General features: G+C 73.6%; 15 protein-coding genes. 9 read left to right on the top strand and 6 right to left on the bottom strand.

Annotated elements, in window-relative coordinates; genetic code table 11:
• Positions 1 to 36 precede the first annotated feature (36 nt).
• From IEZ31_RS58210 to IEZ31_RS23455, 5 genes are all read left to right on the top strand, one after another.
• The gene (locus IEZ31_RS58210) at positions 37 to 1,209 is read left to right on the top strand and encodes a sensor histidine kinase (RefSeq protein ID WP_190252098.1); all 1,173 of its coding nucleotides are present in this window, start codon (positions 37 to 39) and stop codon (positions 1,207 to 1,209) included.
• Positions 1,184 to 1,846, top strand: coding sequence for a response regulator (locus tag IEZ31_RS23470; RefSeq protein ID WP_190252097.1), 663 nt, complete (start codon positions 1,184 to 1,186; stop codon positions 1,844 to 1,846). Before IEZ31_RS58210 ends, IEZ31_RS23470 begins: the two co-directional genes overlap by 26 nt.
• A complete protein-coding gene (locus tag IEZ31_RS23465) occupies positions 1,843 to 2,667 on the top strand; it encodes a sugar nucleotide-binding protein (protein ID WP_190252096.1) in 825 nt (274 codons plus the stop codon). The genes IEZ31_RS23470 and IEZ31_RS23465 overlap by 4 nt, the downstream gene beginning before the upstream one ends.
• 240 nt (positions 2,668 to 2,907) lie before the next feature.
• Complete coding sequence (locus IEZ31_RS56775; protein WP_229835774.1) at positions 2,908 to 4,416, top strand: DUF7402 domain-containing protein; 1,509 nt, start codon at positions 2,908 to 2,910, stop codon at positions 4,414 to 4,416.
• 8 nt (positions 4,417 to 4,424) lie between these two features.
• Positions 4,425 to 6,608, top strand: a complete 2,184-nt coding sequence (locus IEZ31_RS23455; RefSeq protein WP_229835773.1) for a DUF6055 domain-containing protein — start codon at positions 4,425 to 4,427, stop codon at positions 6,606 to 6,608.
• 49 nt (positions 6,609 to 6,657) lie between these two features.
• Here IEZ31_RS23455 and IEZ31_RS23445 read toward each other — a convergent pair whose 3' ends face one another.
• From IEZ31_RS23445 to IEZ31_RS23420, 6 genes are all read right to left on the bottom strand, one after another.
• Entirely contained in the window at positions 6,658 to 9,372 is a 2,715-nt protein-coding gene (locus tag IEZ31_RS23445) for an AfsR/SARP family transcriptional regulator (protein ID WP_190252095.1), read from the bottom strand.
• Positions 9,373 to 9,423: 51 nt separating this feature from the next.
• Entirely contained in the window at positions 9,424 to 9,717 is a 294-nt protein-coding gene (locus IEZ31_RS23440) for a hypothetical protein (protein ID WP_190252094.1), read from the bottom strand.
• Between the two features lie 46 nt (positions 9,718 to 9,763).
• Entirely contained in the window at positions 9,764 to 10,855 is a 1,092-nt protein-coding gene (locus IEZ31_RS23435) for a glycoside hydrolase family 11 protein (protein ID WP_190252093.1), read from the bottom strand.
• A gap of 179 nt (positions 10,856 to 11,034) precedes the next feature.
• Positions 11,035 to 11,340: a hypothetical protein gene (locus tag IEZ31_RS23430; protein ID WP_190252092.1), complete on the bottom strand. Its 306-nt coding sequence runs from the start codon at positions 11,338 to 11,340 to the stop codon at positions 11,035 to 11,037.
• A gap of 79 nt (positions 11,341 to 11,419) precedes the next feature.
• Entirely contained in the window at positions 11,420 to 14,032 is a 2,613-nt protein-coding gene (gene clpB, locus IEZ31_RS23425; RefSeq protein WP_190252091.1) for an ATP-dependent chaperone ClpB, read from the bottom strand.
• 78 nt (positions 14,033 to 14,110) lie between these two features.
• Positions 14,111 to 14,629, bottom strand: a complete 519-nt coding sequence (locus IEZ31_RS23420; RefSeq protein ID WP_190252090.1) for an Hsp20/alpha crystallin family protein — start codon at positions 14,627 to 14,629, stop codon at positions 14,111 to 14,113.
• A 133-nt stretch (positions 14,630 to 14,762) separates the two neighbouring features.
• Between IEZ31_RS23420 and IEZ31_RS23415 the strand changes: the two genes are divergently transcribed.
• The 4 genes from IEZ31_RS23415 to IEZ31_RS23400 all read left to right on the top strand — a co-directional run bounded on the left by IEZ31_RS23415 (position 14,763) and on the right by IEZ31_RS23400 (position 17,281).
• Positions 14,763 to 15,197, top strand: a complete 435-nt coding sequence (locus IEZ31_RS23415; protein WP_229835772.1) for a DUF2267 domain-containing protein — start codon at positions 14,763 to 14,765, stop codon at positions 15,195 to 15,197.
• Between the two features lie 250 nt (positions 15,198 to 15,447).
• A complete protein-coding gene (locus IEZ31_RS23410) occupies positions 15,448 to 15,912 on the top strand; it encodes a YflT domain-containing protein (RefSeq protein ID WP_229835784.1) in 465 nt (154 codons plus the stop codon).
• Between the two features lie 6 nt (positions 15,913 to 15,918).
• Positions 15,919 to 16,440, top strand: coding sequence for a nucleotide exchange factor GrpE (locus IEZ31_RS23405; protein ID WP_190252089.1), 522 nt, complete (start codon positions 15,919 to 15,921; stop codon positions 16,438 to 16,440).
• Positions 16,427 to 17,281, top strand: coding sequence for a DnaJ C-terminal domain-containing protein (locus IEZ31_RS23400; RefSeq protein ID WP_190252088.1), 855 nt, complete (start codon positions 16,427 to 16,429; stop codon positions 17,279 to 17,281). Before IEZ31_RS23405 ends, IEZ31_RS23400 begins: the two co-directional genes overlap by 14 nt.
• Positions 17,282 to 17,323: the final 42 nt, after the last annotated feature.

Below are 17,323 nucleotides of genomic sequence, written 5' to 3'. Positions count from 1 at the left end.
CGATGCGCGCCACGGCAGGCTCCCTACGCTGGGAACGTGCTCCGCGACGACCTGCGAACCCTCTGGAACGAGCCGCGCCCGCCCGGCGCGCCCGGCCGCGTGTGGCGCGACTGGGTGGTGCTCGCGGCGGGCCTGGCCGGCGTCGCCGCCGAGGCCGTGCTGCGCGACGACCTGGTGTGGCCGCCGGTGGCCGTGGCGCTCGGGGTCTGGCTGGTCGCGCTGACCCTGTGGCGCCGGACCCACCCGCTCGGCACCGTCGTGCTCGCGTTCGCCGCGGTGAGCGCGGTCGGGGTGGCCACGCTGATCGGCGACCCGCCGGCGCCGGTCGGGCCGTACACGGGCTTGATCATGCTGCTGCTGGTGTACGCGCTGCCGCGCTGGGGCTCGGGCCGGGAGGTCGTCGTCGGCGCCGCGGTGATCGTCGCGGGTGTCCTGTTCTCGTCGGTCACCGACGGCACGCCGCTCGTCGAGCTGCTCGTCGGCTTCGCGTTCCTGATGCTGCCCGGGGTCGTCGGGGCGTCGGTGCGGTTCCGGGCGGTGGCCCGCGAGCGGCAGTTCGACCGGGTGCGCTCGCGCGAGCGCGAGCAGCTGGCCCGCGAGCTGCACGACACGGTCGCCCACCACGTGTCGGCGATGGTGATCCGGGCCCAGGCCGGCCGGGTCGTCGCCGGCAACGACCCGTCGGCCGCGGTCGAGGCGCTGGAAGGGGTCGAGGAGGAGGGCGCCCGCACCCTGGAGGAGATGCGGGCCATGGTCGCCGCGCTGCGCGACCGCGGCGCCGGTGCCGACCTGGCGCCGCCGGCGGGCGTCGCCGACCTGGAGCGGCTGGTGCGGGCCCCGGGCGGCCGGCTGCGGGTCGACCTGGGGCTGGACGGCGACCTCGAGGCGCTGCCGCCGGCGGTGGACGCGGCGGTGTACCGCATCGTGCAGGAGTCGGTGACCAACGCCATGCGGCACGCGGCCGACGCGACCGAGGTCGTCGTCCGGGTCACCGGCGAGCCGCGGCGGGTCCGGATCACCGTCGCCGACGACGGCGCGCGGCCCGGCCGGGCCCGCGACGGCTACGGCCTGGCCGGCCTGCGCGAGCGGGCCACGCTGCTCGGCGGCGAGCTGCGCGCCGGACCGGGCCCCGACCGCGGCTGGCGGGTCGCGGCCGAGCTGCCGCGGGGAAGGACGGACAGCGGTGGCCATCCGCGTCCTCGTCGCTGACGACCAGGCGATCATCCGGACCGGGCTGCGCATCATGCTGGACGCCCAGCCCGGCATCGAGGTGGTCGCCGAGGCCGCCGACGGGCGGGAGGCGGTGCGCCTGGCCCGCGAGCTGCGCCCCGACGTCTGCCTGTTCGACATCCGGATGCCGCAGCTCGACGGGCTGGCGGCGACCCGCCTGCTGGCCGGGCCGGGCGTGCCCGACCCGCTGGTCGTGGTCGTGATCACCACGTTCGACCTGGACGAGTACGTCTACGGGGCGCTGCGCAACGGCGCCCGCGGGTTCCTGCTCAAGGACGCCGGGCCGGAGCTGCTGGCCCAGGCCGTGCGGGCGGCCGCCGACGGCGAGGCGCTCATCGCGCCGAGCGTCACCGTGCGGCTGCTGCGCACGTTCGCCGACGTGCCGTCGGGGCGGCCGGCCGCGCAGCCGATCTCCCCCGTCACCGCGCGGGAGGAGGAGGTCCTGCTCGCCGTGGCCCGCGGCCTGACGAACACCGAGATCGCCGACACCCTGCACATCAGCCTGAGCACGGTGAAGACGCACCTGGCGAGCCTCATGGCCAAGCTCGGCGCCCGCAACCGCGTGGAGATCGCCATGTGGGCCTACGAGACGCGCCGTATCATCCCCGCCACATGAGCACCGTTCTGATCGTCGGCGGGAGTGGGCTGCTCGGGCGCGAACTCGTGCGGCAGGCCCTGGACGCCCGTCACGACACCACGGCGACGTACCACCGGCGGGCGGCGCCCGTCCCCGGCGCGGTGTGGCACACACTCGACATCCGCGACCGTGCGGCGGTCGCGGCGCTCGTCGCCGACGTGCGGCCGGACGTGGTCGTCAACGCCGCGTACCGGCAGGCCGACTGGGCGACCACCGCGGACGGCGGCATGCACGTCGCGGCGGCCGCCGCCGCGATCGGGGCCCGGCTCGTGCACGTGTCGAGCGACGCGGTGTTCTCCGGCACGGCCGAGCGCTACGACGAGACGTGCCCGCCGGACCCGGTCACGCCGTACGGCGCCGCGAAGGCCGCGGCCGAGACCGCCGTCGCCGGGCTGGACCCGGCCGCGGTGATCGCCCGCACGTCGCTCATCGTCGGCCACGGCGAGTCGCTGCACGAGACGTTCGTGCACGCCCTCGCCGCCGGCACCGCGACCGGCGCGCTCTTCACCGACGACGTGCGCTGCCCGGTGCACGTCACCGACCTCGCGGCGGCGCTGCTGGAGCTGGCCGCGTCCGGCCACCGCGGGGTGCACCACGTCGCCGGCGCCGACGCGGTCAGCCGCCACGAGCTGGGCACGCTGATCGCCCGCCGCGACGGCCTCGACCCGCTGCGGCTGCCGTCCGCGCGGCGGGCCGGGACCGGCATCCCGGGCCCGCTCGCGGTGCGCCTGGACTGCGCCGCGACGCAGGCCCGCCTGACCACCCGCCTGCGCGGCGCCCGCGAGTTCCTGGCCGCCTGAGCCGCCGCCTCACGGTGAGCCGCTACGCCGAGCTGTAAGTTTCGCGGGCACCCGCCACCGAAACATTTTCGGCGAGCGCGCTCACTTTGTTCTGGGTTAAGTCTTGGAACAGCTTGTCACAAGCATTGACAGTCGACTATAGCGCTGGCACGGTGCCGAAAAGGATTTCGTCCATGCGGCGCGCGGCTTGGTCCGCGCCCGGAACGCATGGGCCCGCCAATCCGCGATCGGAGCCTCACCATGCCCGGATCCGTCCTCCGCCGGCGACGATTCGCCGGTACCACCACCGCTCGAACCATCGGAATATCGGTCGGCGGGCTCGTCCTCGTCGCCGCCGGCCTCGTCGCCGGCACGGCCTCCGCCGGCGAGAACGCCGCGCTGCCGGCCGGCGACCCCGCGAAGGGCCTGGTCTACAACGGCCTGCAGCGCCGCGCCGCCGGGCCCTGCGGCCCCGACCTGCTCGAGGTCAAGGGCACCAGCCCCGTCATGTGCACGCACGGCCCCGACGCCGTGCCCGCCGGCCTGTCGGTGAAGACGAGCGTCCCGGCGCTGGCGGCCGCGGCGCCGGCCGCCGCCGCGCAGGCGCTCGCGGTCTGCGAGGGCGACGGCACCAGCGGCCGGAGGGTCGAGGTGCTGTACGTCCACGGCTCGACCAGCCGCTACCCGCAGTACCTGGAGACCTTCCGCAGCCTCGCGGAGGGCGTCGACACGATCTTCAACGAGAGCGCCAAGGAGACCGGCGGCGAGCGGCACGTGCGGTACGTGACCGAGACCGTGAACGGGGCCTGCCGCCCCGTCGTGCGCGACGTGCAGATCCCCGACTCGGCGCTGAACGCCAACGACTGGGCGCCGCTGCTCAACGCGGTCAAGGCGGCCGGGTACACCCGCACCGACCGCAAGTACCTGCAATTTGTCGACGCCAATGTGTACTGCGGGATCGGCGGCTTCGCCGGCGACACGCGCAAGACCGACGCCAACCGGTCGAACAGCGGCCCGGAGTACGCCCGCGCGGACAACGGCTGCTGGGTCGCCGGCGTCGCCGCGCACGAGCTCGGCCACACGCTCGGCGCCGTGAACAACAACGCGCCCAACGCGTCGGGCCACGCCCACTGCACCGACGAGTGGGACGTCATGTGCTACAAGGACGGCGACGAGGTCGTGGTGCGCACCGTGTGCACCAACCGCTCGCACGACGACCGGCTCGACTGCAACCACGACGACTACTACCACACCAACCCGCCCGCCGGCTCGTACCTGGCGAACAACTTCAACGTCGCCGACAACCTGTTCCTGATCAAGGGCGGCGCTACGCAGCCGGACCCGAACCTCGCGCGGTCCGCGACGCCGAGCGCGTCCTACACGTCGCCGTGGGAGTCGGTGGCAGCCGTCAACGACGGCATCGACCCGCCGTCGTCGAACGACACCGTGAACCCGCGCTGGGGCACCTGGCCCAACAGCGGCCAGCAGTGGGCCGAGCTCACCTGGTCGTCCAACCAGTCGCTGAGGCGGGCCCAGGTCTACCTGTTCGACGACAACCAGGGCATCGACCTGCCGTCCTCGTGGAAGCTGCAGTACTGGACCGGCTCGGCCTACGCCGACGTGCCCGGCGCCAGCGGCTACCCGGTGACCGCCAACGCCTACATCACCGTCACCTTCACCACGGTCTCGACCACCCGCCTGCGGGTGGTGCTGCAGTCCAACGGCACCAGCTCGGTCGGCCTGCTCGAGGTCAAGGCCTACGCGTCATGAGGCACCGCATGAAGGCCCTCCTGGTCACGCTCGCGCTCACCGCCGGCGTGCTGTTCACCGTGTCGGCGCCGTCGGCGTCGGCCGCCGCCAAGTCCGTCTACATCCCCGCCCGCTGGACGCAGACCGGCGAGGTGCCGTGGGCGCAGAACCGCACCCGGGAGTCGACGAACTTCATCCTGCTCTGGGGCGAGAAGTCGGGCACCAACCCGACGTCGGCGCCCTCGCCGTACAACTTCGACCCGAACAGCATCATCACCCAGCTGGAGAACCTGTACTCGTTCTACGTGAACACGATGCAGTTCACGCCGGAACAGGGACTGCTCGCACAGTACAAGATCATCGTCATCGTGACGAACACCTGGAACCGCACCGAGCTCAACGCCTGGGCGACCGGCGGCTCGGTGGACGGCCGGGTCGGCGTCATCAACATCGCGCCCGGCGCCGCGCTGCCCGGCTCGTGGGGCCTGGCGCACGAGCTCGGCCACGTCTTCCAGAACTACACGTTCCTCGGCCGGTCCGGCTACGGCTTCACCGACCCGTCGGCGGGCACGTTCTGGGAGTCGAGCGCGGAGTTCATGGCGATGCAGGCGCTGCCGACCACCGCGGCCGGGGACCTGACCCGGTGGCTGCGCTCGGAGAACCTGTACTACTCCTCCAGCCGGCACCACTACGGCGCCTGGATGCTCCTGCAGTACATCAAGGACCGCGACGGCCTGGCGATGTTCAACCGCATCTGGAACGAGGCCCGCAGCAACGAGCATCCCCTCGAGGTGTACCGCCGGATCACCGGCATCACCCAGGCCGAGCTGAACCGGCGGGTGGGCGAGTACGCGACCCGCACCGTGACGTACGACTTCGGCAACCGCTCGACGCTGATGCCGTTCATCAACAACGTCTACGGCGCCGGGTTCCTCAACAACGCCTACAACGGCGGCAACGTCGAGGCCGTGAACCAGAGCCTCGGCCACTACCGCATCAACGCGCGGGTCGCCCCGTCGGACTACGGCTTCAACAAGGTCAAGCTGGTGCCGGCGACCGACGGCGGGCTGGTCAAGCTGCGGCTCAGGGGCCACGCCGAGACGGGCGCGACCGGCTGGACGTTCGGCCTGGTCGCGGTGCGCAACGGCACGCCGCGGTACTCCCAGCTGTACACCGGCACCGACGGGCAGATCGACTTCCAGCTCCAGTCCGGCGAGCGGGAGGTGTGGCTGGTCGCCACCGCCACGCCGAACGCGGTGCCGCACTACGCGTTCCTCGACGGCTACAACAAGGCGCGCCGCTTCCCGTACGAGTTCCGCGTCTCGGGCGCCACGCCGTCGGGCTTCGAGCCGGGCTACGTGAAGCCGGCCGCGACCAACGGCGGGCACTGGCACAGCAACGGCGGCGGCTGGGTCGGCCCCGGCGCCAACGTGGCCGCGTCGGCGTACGTCGGCCCGAAGGCGGCGGTCTACGCCGGTACCGTCACCGGCAACGCCCGCATCGAGGGCCTCGGCTGGGTCAACGGCGGCACGGTCGGCGGCAACGCGATCGTGAAGGACAACGCGCTGATCCAGAACGGCGCCAACCTGTCGGGCAACATCGTGGTCGGCGGCGACGCCGAGTTCGCGATCGCGTGCGGCTCCGGCACGTACCTCGCCTTCAACCCGGACCGCCGCTGCGACGGCGCCGGCGGCGAGACCGACGTCAACCCGTCGTTCACCACGTTCTCCAGCGACGCGCTGGCCATCGGTGGTGGCACCACCACACCGCCGCCGGCGGGCGGCCAGAACGTCGCCGGCCAGGCCGTGGCGTCGGCGTCCTACACGAACGCGTGGGAGTCGGTGGCCGCCGTCAACGACGGCATCGACCCGCCGTCGTCGAACGACACCGTGAACCCGCGCTGGGGCACCTGGCCCAACAGCGGCCAGCAGTGGGCCGAGCTCACCTGGTCCTCGGCGGTGTCGCTGAACAAGGCGCAGGTGTACCTGTTCGACGACAACCAGGGCATCGACCTGCCGTCGTCGTGGAAGCTGCAGTACTGGACCGGTTCCGCCTACGCGGACATGCCGGGCGCCAGCGGCTATCCGGTGGCGGCGAACGCCTACAACACGGTCACCTTCACCACGGTCTCGACGACCCGCCTGCGGGTCGTGCTCCAGTCGAACGGCACCAACTCGGTCGGCCTGCTGGAGGTGAAGGCCTTCACCCCGTGACGTCCACAGCCGCGGCCGCGACCCTTGCGGGGGTCGCGGCCGCGCTGCGCTATCTGAGGGCGGCCGCCTCGCGGGTACGGCCCTGGCGCTCGTACAACGCGAGCGCCGCGCGCCGGGCCGACGTCGCTTCGGCGTCGCGGCCGAGGGCCACGAGAACGTCGGCGAGGTGCGTGAGCGTGTCGGCCTCCTCATAGGTGTCGCCGAGCGCCCGGCGCAGGTCCAGCGCGACCCGGTAGTGCCCGAGGGCCTCGGCGGGCCGGCCGCCGCGGTGGGCGATGTACCCCAGGCTGTCCCTGGTGTACGCCTCGATCTCCCGGAACCCGTGGGCCCGGCTCACCGACAGTGCCCGCCGGCAGTACTCCCGGGCGGGCTCGAAGTCCCCGACACGGGCGTGATACCAGCCGGCCGCGTTGAGCGCCTCGGCCTCGCGAGCCGGGCTGCCGAGCCCGGCGCGGATCCGCAGGTTCTCCCGGGCGTGGTGCAACGCCTCCCCGTCGTCGCCGGCCCGCTCCCAGGCCAGGGCCAGGTTGAGGTGTGTCTGGGCCCGGCCGTCGGCGTCGCCGGTCGCTGCGAAGCCCGCCGCCGCCCGCTCCAGGTGGTGCAGGGCGAGGTTGTGCTCGCCGAGCGGGACGTGTGCGCGGCCCAGCAGCCGGTGGCACAGCGCCGCCGCGGCCGGGTCGCCGGTGGCGGCCGGGAGCGCGGCTCGCAGCGCCGCGACCCGCTCGGCGAGCCGGCCGCAGCGCCACTGGAAGGTGTCGAGCGCCCAGGCGAGGCGCCACACCGCGGCCCGGGAACCGTGCTCGGCCGCCGCCCGCTGGGCCGCGGCGAGACACTCGTGCTCGGCGGCGAACCAGTCCATGGCGTCGGCGGCGGAGAAGGCGCGGGTGACGGGGGCGCCGTCGAGTGGGGTGCGGTGCGGGGCCAGGGCGCGGTCGGCGGCCACGGCGGTGTCGGCGTACCAGGCGGTGAGGCGCTCCCGGGCCGCGGCGACCGCGTCGGGCGGCTGGTCCCGGGCGCAGCACTCGGCGGCGTAGAGGTGCACGAGGTCGTGCATGCGGTACCGGCCGGGGGCATGCTCCTGGAGGAGGTGGGCGGCGGTGAGCCGGCGCAGCGCCGCCCGGGTCGGTCCGGCCGGCTGCCCGGTCAGCGCCGCCGCGGCCGGGAGCCCGATGTCGGGCCCGGGCGCGTCGCCCAGCAGCCCGAAGGTCCGCGCGAGGGCGGGCTCCAGGGCCTGGTAGGACACGGCGAAGACCGCTCGCAGGTCGGCACCGAGGTCGTCGGCGTCGAGGGCGTCGAGCCGCGCCGCCCGGTCGCCGAGCTCCTCCGCGAGCGCCGCCAGTGGCAGCGTCGACTGGATACGGGCCCGGGCCGCGACGATGCTCGTGGCGAGGGGCAGCCCGGCGCAGTGGGCGACGAGCGCGGCGGCGGCCTCGGGCTCGCGCGCCGCCCGGCCCCGGCCGACGTGGTGCATGAGCAGCTCCCGCCCTTCGGCGCCGGGCAGCGCGTCGAGCGTCAGTGGCCGGGCGCCCGCGGCGGTGACCAGCCCGGCCAGCTGCTGGCGCCCGGTGACCAGGACCATGCAGGCCGGGCTGCCGGGCAGCAGCGGTTCCACCTGGGCGGTGCTGCGCGCGTTGTCGAGGAGCACGAGCATCCTGCGGCCGGAGAGGAGGCTGCGGTACAGCGCCGCCCGGGTGTCCAGGTCGTCGGGAACCTCGCCGGGTGCGACGCCCAGTGCCTCCAGGAAGCCGCGCAGGGCGACGGTCGCCGGGACCGGCTCACCGGTCGGATCGAAGCCGCGCAGGTCGGCGTAGAGCTGCCCGTCGGGGAACCGCTCGGCGTTGCGGTGCGCCCAGTGCAGGGCCAGGCAGGTCTTGCCGATGCCGCCGGTACCGCCGATGGCCGCGATCCCCATCGTGTCCGCGGTGGCGATCCGGTCCAGCTGGGCCAGTTCCCCGGCCCGCCCGACGAACACCGCGGGCGGTGCCGGCAGCTGCCGTGGCGGGTTGCCCGCCGACGCGCTGACGGGCGGCACGACGACCGGGGGGACCGCGCCCGCCAGCACCTGCTCGTGCAGTCGCCGCAGCGCCTCGCCGGGGTCGCTGCCCAGTTCGTCGCGCAGCCGCGCCCGGGCCAGCCGGTAGTGGGCGAGGGCGTCGGCGGCGCGACCGACGCGGTACAGGGCGAGCATGAGCTGCCCGGCGGTGCGTTCGTCGAGCGGGTGCGCCTCGGCCCGCGCGAACAGCCCGGCCAGCGCCTCGCCCGCCCGGCCGAGGCGCAGCCGGAGGTCGTCACGGTCCGCCTCGGCGGCCAGCCGTTCCCGATCGGCGGTCGCCCGCAGCAGGTTGAAGTACGGCGTGTCGAGGTCGGCGAACGCGGTGCCCCGCCACAGTCCGAGCGCCTCGTCGAACAGCGCCGCCGCGGCCCGGTCGCCGTCAGCGGCCCGGGCCCGCACGCACAGGTCGCGGAAGCGGTGCAGGTCGACCGTGGCCGGCTCGGCCGCCAGCAGGTACCCGCCGGCCCGCCGGATCGGCGCCGGGCCGCCGTCGAGCGCGGCTCGCAGCCGGGACAGGTAGCTGTAGAGGGTCGGCACCGCCCGCCGCGGCCGGGCGTTGCCCCACACCCGCTCGACGAGGTCGCCGGTGCGCACCACCCGGCCGGTGTCGGCCAGCAGCGCCGCCAGCACGCTGCGCTGCCGGGCGGGGCCGAGGGCGACGGGCGCGCCACCGCGGACGGCCTCGACGGTTCCGAGCAGCCGGAATTCCAACGTCGCCTCGACCGTCCTTCTCCGGGCTGGGGCCGCCGATTCAAGGTTTCTTCAACGTTTGCGCATCCATGATCGCGCATGGTGGTCCCATCCAGCGAACGAACCTCGGGGAGACATCGATGAGCAGGCATTGACCGTCGCCATGACGGTCGTGATCGGCTTCGGGATGGCGGCGGCGCCGGCCGGCATGGCCAGCGCGGCCAGCGCGGCCAGCGCGGCCACCTCGGCGCCGGCGGTCGCCGCGGCGTCGTGTCCGAGTGTCAGCGGGGGCGGATACGGCCCGGCGGCGGCGGCGAAGGTGCGCAGGTCGCCGAGGGCGGCCTGCGCCTGATGCTGGAGATGCACACGCCGGGTCCGGGGACTCCCCCGGGCCCGGCGCGCAGGGACATGGTCAGCGGCAGGTGGCGCCGTTGAGGGTGAACCCGCTCGGCGCGGCGGCGTTGCCGGTGTGGGTGGCCTGGAAGCCGATCGTCGTCGAGCCGCCCGGTGGGATCGCGCCGTTGTAGCTCACGTTGGTCGCGGTCACCTGACCGCTGCTCGGCGAGTACGAGGCGCTCCAGCCGGACGTGATCGTCTGCCCGGACGCGAGGTTGAACCGCAGGGACCAGCCGTTGATGGGGCTGGTGCCCGTGTTCGTGATGGTGATGTTGTCGGTGAGGCCGTTGTTCCAGGCGTTCAGCGCGTTGGTCACCTGGCACGCCGCGGTGCCGCCGCCCGGCGGCGGGCTCGACACGCCCGGCGAACTCGGCCGCGGCGACGACGTCGTGGGGCCGGCCGGGCCTTCGCTGACGGTGATGCTGGAGCTGCCGCTGCTCTGGTAGCCCTCGGTGGCGAGGATCTGGTAGTCGTGCGTGCCGAGGTTCAGCCCGAGGCTCGCCCATGCGTTGAAGTGGTTCGCGGTGGTGATGGTGCCGCCGGTCCGCTTCTGCTGCCGCACGCTCCAGTACTGGTAGAACGTGGCGGTGCCGATGATGGACGGCTGGTTGACCCGCTGGGTGCGGTAGATGTCGTACGTGCTGCCGTCGGTCGTGACCGAACCCAGCCGCTGGGCGCCGGTGCTCGGGTTGTAGCTGCCGAAGTTCTCGACCACGTAGTACTCGATGAGCGGGTTCGTGGTCCAGCCGTACAGCGCCAGGTAGCCGTTGCCGTTGACGTTGAACGTGCCGGAGTAGTTCACGGTGTGGCTGGAGCCGGGCTTCCAGCCCTTGCCGACGACGGTGTTGTTCATGTTGCTCCACTGGACGCTGTACGAGCCACCGGCGCCCAGCGTCATGGTGACATTGCCGCTGTCCTTCCAGTACGAGAAGAAGTACCCGTTGTGGGTGCCGGTCGTGTTCGCCGTGACGGTGCGGTCGGCCTCGGCGTGTGCTGTGCCGGTCAGCGCGACCGAGGCCACGGCGACCGCGACGGCGCACGCGGCGCCGGCGAACAGCGTTGCGCGGCGGCGCCGGCGGCCGGTGGGGTGTGCGGGCACGTCGTTCATGCGCGTCCTCTCCTGCAGTCGGGTCGACAGTCGTCGATGACGGCAGTGTCGTTCGGCGGCACGGACGCGTCAAACGTTTCCGGAACGAGGATGGCGCGCTGAGCAGGGACTTCCGTCTGACCTCAGGCGATTGGCGAGGTCGAATTTACGGTACAGCCGTGAAAGTTTCGGCACCGCGCTCAGCGTGCCGGCCGGCTGCTGGTGTGCTGCTCGGGCAGGTGGCTCTCCTCGGTCGCCCACAGCACGACGTTGTCCAGCGGCACGCCGAGCCCCTCCTGCTCGCGGAAGAACCGCACGACGTCCCGGTCGGAGTGGCGCAGGCTGAAGTGGATCAGGACGAAGAGCGTGGCCGGGTGGTTGAGCACGATCGGTTTCAGCTGGCTCCACACCGTGTGCCCGACGCGGCGGGCCCGGTCGAGCTCGGCGTCGTCGAGGTAGGTCCGCGGTGCAGCAGCTCGGCAGTCGTGGGCACGCGCCAGTCTCACACGCCCCACGCCGCCGGCTCACCCGGGTTTCGACCGGCCCGCCTCCCGGGACCGCGGCCGGCGGCGGGCGCCGAGACGGTCAGGCGACCGGGGCCTCGGCCGGGTGCCACGTGATGGCCAGGCCGTCGGCGGCCAGGTCGGTCGTGATGACCGCGCCGTCCGCCGGCTCGTCGCGCAGCAGGATGCGGGCGATCGGGGTCTCCACGCGGCGCTGGATGAAGCGGCGCAGCGGGCGGGCGCCCAGCACCGGGTCGAAGCCCTCCGACGCGATGTGCCGGCGGGCCGGTTCGGTCACCCGCAGCTCGATGCCGCGCTCCGTGGTGAGGCGCGACCGGAGGTCGTCCAGCAGCAGGTCGACCACCTGCTCGATCTCGGGCAGCGTGAGCGCCTTGAACAGGACCGTCTCGTCGATGCGGTTCAGGAACTCCGGGCGGAAGGCCGTGCGCAGGGCGGACAGCACCTGCGCGCGGGTCTCGTCGGTCAGGCCTTCCAGGAGGTACTGCGAGCCGAGGTTGCTCGTCATGATGATGACGGTGTTGCGGAAGTCCACCGTGCGGCCCTGCGAGTCGGTCAGGCGGCCGTCGTCGAGGACCTGGAGCAGGATGTTGAAGACGTCCGGGTGGGCCTTCTCGACCTCGTCGAGCAGCACGACCGAGTACGGCTTGCGGCGCACCGCCTCGGTCAGCTGGCCGCCCTCCTCGTAGCCGACATAGCCGGGCGGGGCGCCGACCAGCCGCGACACCGTGTGGCGCTCCTGGTACTCGCTCATGTCGAGGCGGACGATGCTCTGGTCGGTGTCGAACAGCGCCCCGGCCAGGGCCTTGGCCAGCTCGGTCTTGCCGACGCCGGTCGGGCCGAGGAACAGGAACGAGCCGATCGGGCGGCGCGGGTCGCGGATGCCGGAGCGGGCCCGGACGATCGCGTCGGCGACGGCCTGGACCGCCTCGTCCTGGCCGACGACCCGCTCGTGCAGGATCTCGTCGAGCCGCAGCAGCTTCTCCCGCTCCCCCTCCAGCAGCCGGGTGGTCGGGATGTGCGTCCAGCGGGACACCACCTGCGCGATCTCGTCGGGCGTCACCACCTCGCGCAGCAGGCGATGGCTGCCCTGCTTCGCGGTGAGGCGCTCCTCCTCGACGCCGAGCTTGCGCTCGAGCGAGGGCAGCTCGCCGAGGCGCAGCCGGGCCGCGCGGTCGAGGTCGTAGGCGCGCTCGGCGGCGTCGGCCTCGCGGCGCACCCGCTCGATCTCCTCGCGCAGCTCCTGGACCTTGCGGATCGCCTGGCGCTCGGCGTTCCACTGCGCGCGCATCGCGTCGACCTGGGCCCGCCGGTCGACGATCTCGCGCTGGATCTGGTCACCGCGGGCCAGGCTGGCCGGATCCTCCTCCTGGGCGAGCGCGGCCTGCTCCATCTCCAGGCGCATCAGGTGGCGGGTGGCCTCGTCCAGCTCGGCCGGCTGCGAGTCGATCTCGGTGCGCAGCATTGCGCAGGCCTCGTCCACGAGGTCGATCGCCTTGTCGGGGAGGAAGCGGTCCGGGATGTACCGATGGGAGAGCCGCACCGCCGCGATGAGCGCCCCGTCCTGGATCCGCACGCCGTGGAACACCTCGAACCGTTCCCGCAGGCCGCGCAGGATGGTGACGGCGTCCTCCGGCGACGGCTCCTCCACGAGGATCGGCTGGACGCGCCGCTCGAAGGCGGCGTCGGGCTCGATGCGCTGCCGGTACTCCGCGAGCGTGGTCGCGCCGATCATCCGCAGCTCACCGCGGGCGAGCATCGGCTTGAGCATGTTCCCGGCGTCGAGCGCGCCCTCGGCGGCGCCGGCCCCGACGACGGTGTGCAGCTCGTCGACGAACAGCATGATGTTCCCCGCGGCGGCGGTGACCTCGGCGAGGACGGCCTTGAGGCGCTCCTCGAACTCGCCGCGGTACTTGGCGCCGGCGACGAGCGAGCCGATGTCGAGCGCGAAGATGCTCTTGTCGCGCAGCCCCTCGGGCACGTCCTCGTCGACGATGCGCTGCGCGAGGCCCTCGACGATCGCGGTCTTGCCGACGCCGGGGTCGCCGATGAGCACCGGGTTGTTCTTCGTCTTGCGCGACACGATCTGCACGACGCGGCGGATCTCCTCGTCGCGGCCGATGACCGGGTCGAGCCGCCCGGCCCGGGCGTCGGCGACGAGGTCCCGGCCGTACTTGGCGAGGGCCTCGTAGGACGCCTCCGGGTTGGCGGAGGTGACCCGCTGCGCGCCGCGGATCCCGGTGAGTGCGCCGAGCAGATGCTCGCGGGTGACGCCGGTGTCGCGCAGCATCCGCCCGGCGGCGGTCTGCGCGCCCTCGTCGACGAGCGCGAGGAGCAGGTGCTCGACCGACACATACTCGTCCTTGAGCCGCCGCGCCTCCCGGTCGGCGGCGTCGAGCAGCCGGGCCAGCCGCTGGGTGATCATCACCTGGCCGGGCGGGGCACCGGGGCCGGACACCGAGGGCCGGCGTTGCAGCTCCGCCTCGTCGCGCTCACGGAGCCGCTCGCTGTCGGCGCCGAGGACCTCCAGCAGCCGCGGTACGACACCCTCGGGCTGATCGAGCAGCGCGAGCAGGAGGTGCTCGCCGTCGACGTCGGTGTGCCCGAACCGGACGGCCTTGGTCTGCGCGTCGTGGACGGCCTGCTGGGACCGTTCGGTGAGCCGGTTGAAGTCCATGAAGCACCCTCCGGAGCGCGACGGGCGACGCGATGAGGTGTCCGGCGGCCCGGGCCGCCGGACACGGACGGCGGGCGGTCAGCCGCCCTGCTTACCGCCCTGCTTGTTGCCGCCCTGCTTGCGGCCTCGCTCGATCTCGATCCGGCGCGGCTGGGTGCCGCGCGTCTTGGCGATCGTGACGGTGAGGACGCCGTTGTCGTACGACGCGTCGACCTTGTCCGTGTCGATGTCGCCGGGCAGGTCCACGAGGTACTCGAACTCGCCGGCCTGCCGGTTCTGGCGGCGCATCACGCCGCTGCGGCTGCGCTCCTCGAAGCGGCCGGAGATCCGCAGCTCCTCGCCGCGCATCTCCAGCTCGATCCGCTCGGGGGACACGTTGGGCAGGTCGACGTCCACGATGTACGCCTGCTCGGTCTCCTCGATGTCGACCGGTGGGCGCAGCGCCGCCGCGATGGCGGCCGGGTCGCCGACGGCCGTGCCGCCGCCGAAGAAGGAGCGGATGAGCTCGTCGATCTCGCGGGCCGGGTCCCAGCCGTACCCGCGGCCTCTGGCCAGTTGCCCGCCGCGCTGACGGGCGGAGAACGGTGCGAGGGTCATGGCGCTCGGTTCCTTCCGTGCTCGTCGGGTGACCGCCTCCATCGTCGGCCGCCGGGCCGCCCCGGCCCTCCCCTGCAACGGGTGTGAACCGCCCGGGCGCGGGTAGCCCGGGGGCGACGCAGCAGGAGGGGGGATGATGATGTCGGGAACCGGCTACCACACGTTCGATTCCACAGTGGACAAGACGAACCATCTGCTCAACGAGATCGAGCAGGCGTACGGCTGGCCGCGCTCACGGCGCAACCAGTCGTTCGCGGCGCTGCGGGCGACGCTGCACGCGCTGCGCGACCGGCTGCCGGTGGCGGAGTCGGCGAAGTTCGCCGCGTGCCTGCCGATGCTGGTGCGGGGCCTGTACTACGAGGGCTGGGAGCCGAGCCACGTGCCGGTGAAGATGCACCGCGACGAGTTCTTCGAACGGGTCCGGCGGGAGTTCCCGTTCAACGTCGACGGCGGCCTGGAGCCGCTCGTGTCGACGGTGCTGACCGCGCTGAAGCGGTTCGGCGCCGAGGGCGAGTGGGACGACCTGCGGGGCAGCATGCCCCGGGAGCTCGCGGGCACGATCCCGTGACCGCCGGGAACCTGCCGGCGCCGGGCGGACGGCGGCGGTCGCGGGCCGGGCGGTGATCGTCACGGCCGCCGTCCGCCGGGTCGCGGCCGCTGCCGGCGCAGACTCACCCCCGGCGGATGGGCACCACTCCCCCGGACCGGCGAACGCTGGCAGGTGAGGGGGACCCGTCATGCGAGAGGAGGTTGTCGCCATGAGCAACCGGGGCGACATCCGCACGTCCATGCCCTTCCCAGGCACCGGCCGGCCACAGATGCCGATGGCCGGCAGCGGGACCGAGAACCGTCCGATGGTGGCGGTCGCGACGTACCCCGACTACCTGAGCGCCCAGCGCGCCGTCGACCTCCTGTCGGACCGGAAGTTCCCGGTCGACCGGGTGACGATCGTCGGCACCGGCGTCCGGCTCGTCGAGCGGGTGCTGGGCCGGATGACGGTCGGCAAGGCGGCGCTCGCCGGGGCCGGCAGCGGGCTCTGGTTCGGGTTGCTCATCGGCTTCCTGCTCGGCATCTTCGCGGTCGACGCCTGGTGGAAGGTCGTACTCCTCGGCGCCGTCGCCGGCCTCGCGTGGGGCGCGGCCTTCGGCGCGATCGCGCACGCCGCGACCGGCGGGCAGCGCGACTTCACGTCGGCGAGCGCGATCCAGGCCGACACCTACACGCTCATGGTCGACGCCGAGCACGCCGACCAGGCACGCCAGCTGCTCGCCGGGGCCGGGTGAGCGTCGATGAGCCAGGTGAACGAGACCCCGGCCCAGACCGCCGCGGACAGCACCGAACGCTCGGACGCCGAACTGCGCGACCAGTGGCAGCGTGCGCTCGCGGAGGTCGAGAACACCCGCAAGTGGGCCGCCCGCAACGCGGCCGACCAGCGCCTCTCCGAACGCCTCGCGGTGTCCGCCGCGTGGCTGCCGGTGCTGGACCACCTCGACCTGGCCCTGCAGCACGCCGAGGCCGACCCGCAGTCGATCGTGGCCGGGGTCGAGCAGGTGCGTGAGCAGGCCCGGCGGGTGCTGTCCCTGCTCGGCTTCACCCCGATCGACGCGACCGGCGAGCCGTTCGACCCGCTGCGGCACGAGGCGGCCGAGGTCGACCGCGACAGCGACGCACCGCCGGGGACGGTCACGCGGATCATCCGGCCCGGCTTCGCCAAGGGCGACCGGCTGCTGCGCCCGGCGGTCGTGGCGGTCAGCGCGCCGCCTCCGATGGGCAGCGAGCACCAGACGGGCGGGCCGGATGGCGCCGACTGACACGGCCGTCGACTACTACCGCGTGCTCGGGGTGAACCGGGACGCACCGCAGGACGAGATCCAGCGCGCTTACCGCAAGCTCGCCCGCCGCAGCCACCCCGACGTCGACCGCTCGCCGGGTGCGGAGGATCGCTTCAAGCAGATCACCGAGGCGTACCACGTCCTGTCCGACCCCGAGCGGCGCCGGAAGTACGACCAATTCGGCAGCGACTGGAGACACGTCACGGACGAGGCGATGCGCACCCCACGACCCGGCAACGTCGGCGCCGCCCGCGACGTCGACCTCGACGACCTGTTCGCCAGCCTCTTCGGCGGGCACCGGCCGGGCCGGGGCGGGCCGGTGGCGGGCGCCGACACCGAGGCCGAGCTCGACCTGAGCATCGAGGACGCGTTCCGCGGCGGCCGCCGGCGGGTCACGCTGCCGGGGCGCGCCCTCGACGTGACGATCCCCGCCGGGGTGGTGGACGGGCAGCGGATCCGGCTGGCCGGCCAGGGCTCCTCGGGGACCCCGCCCGGCGATCTGTACCTGGTGGTGCGCCTCGAGCCGCATCCGCGCTACCGCGTGCAAGGACGCGACCTCGTGGCGGACCTCGCGGTGGCGCCGTGGGACGCGGCCCTCGGCGCGAGCGTGCCGATGGGCACGCCGGCCGGCCAGGTCCGGGTCACGGTCCCGCCGGGCACCTCGTCCGGCCGGCGGCTGCGCCTGGCCGGGCAGGGTCTGCCGAACCCGCGCGGCGCCCCCGGCGACCTGTACGCGGTCGTCTCGGTCACCGTCCCGCGGCCCGCGACCGACGAGGAGCGGACGCTGTGGCGCCGCCTGGCCGAGCTTCACGCGAAGTAGCGGATCCAGCGGTACCCGTAGCCGCCGATCGGTTCCCGTGCA

Source organism: Dactylosporangium sucinum (assembly GCF_014647515.1).
Taxonomy (GTDB): domain Bacteria; phylum Actinomycetota; class Actinomycetes; order Mycobacteriales; family Micromonosporaceae; genus Dactylosporangium; species Dactylosporangium sucinum.
Note: the sequence above shows the minus strand (reverse complement) of the source record. Positions and strands in the feature narration are given on the sequence as shown.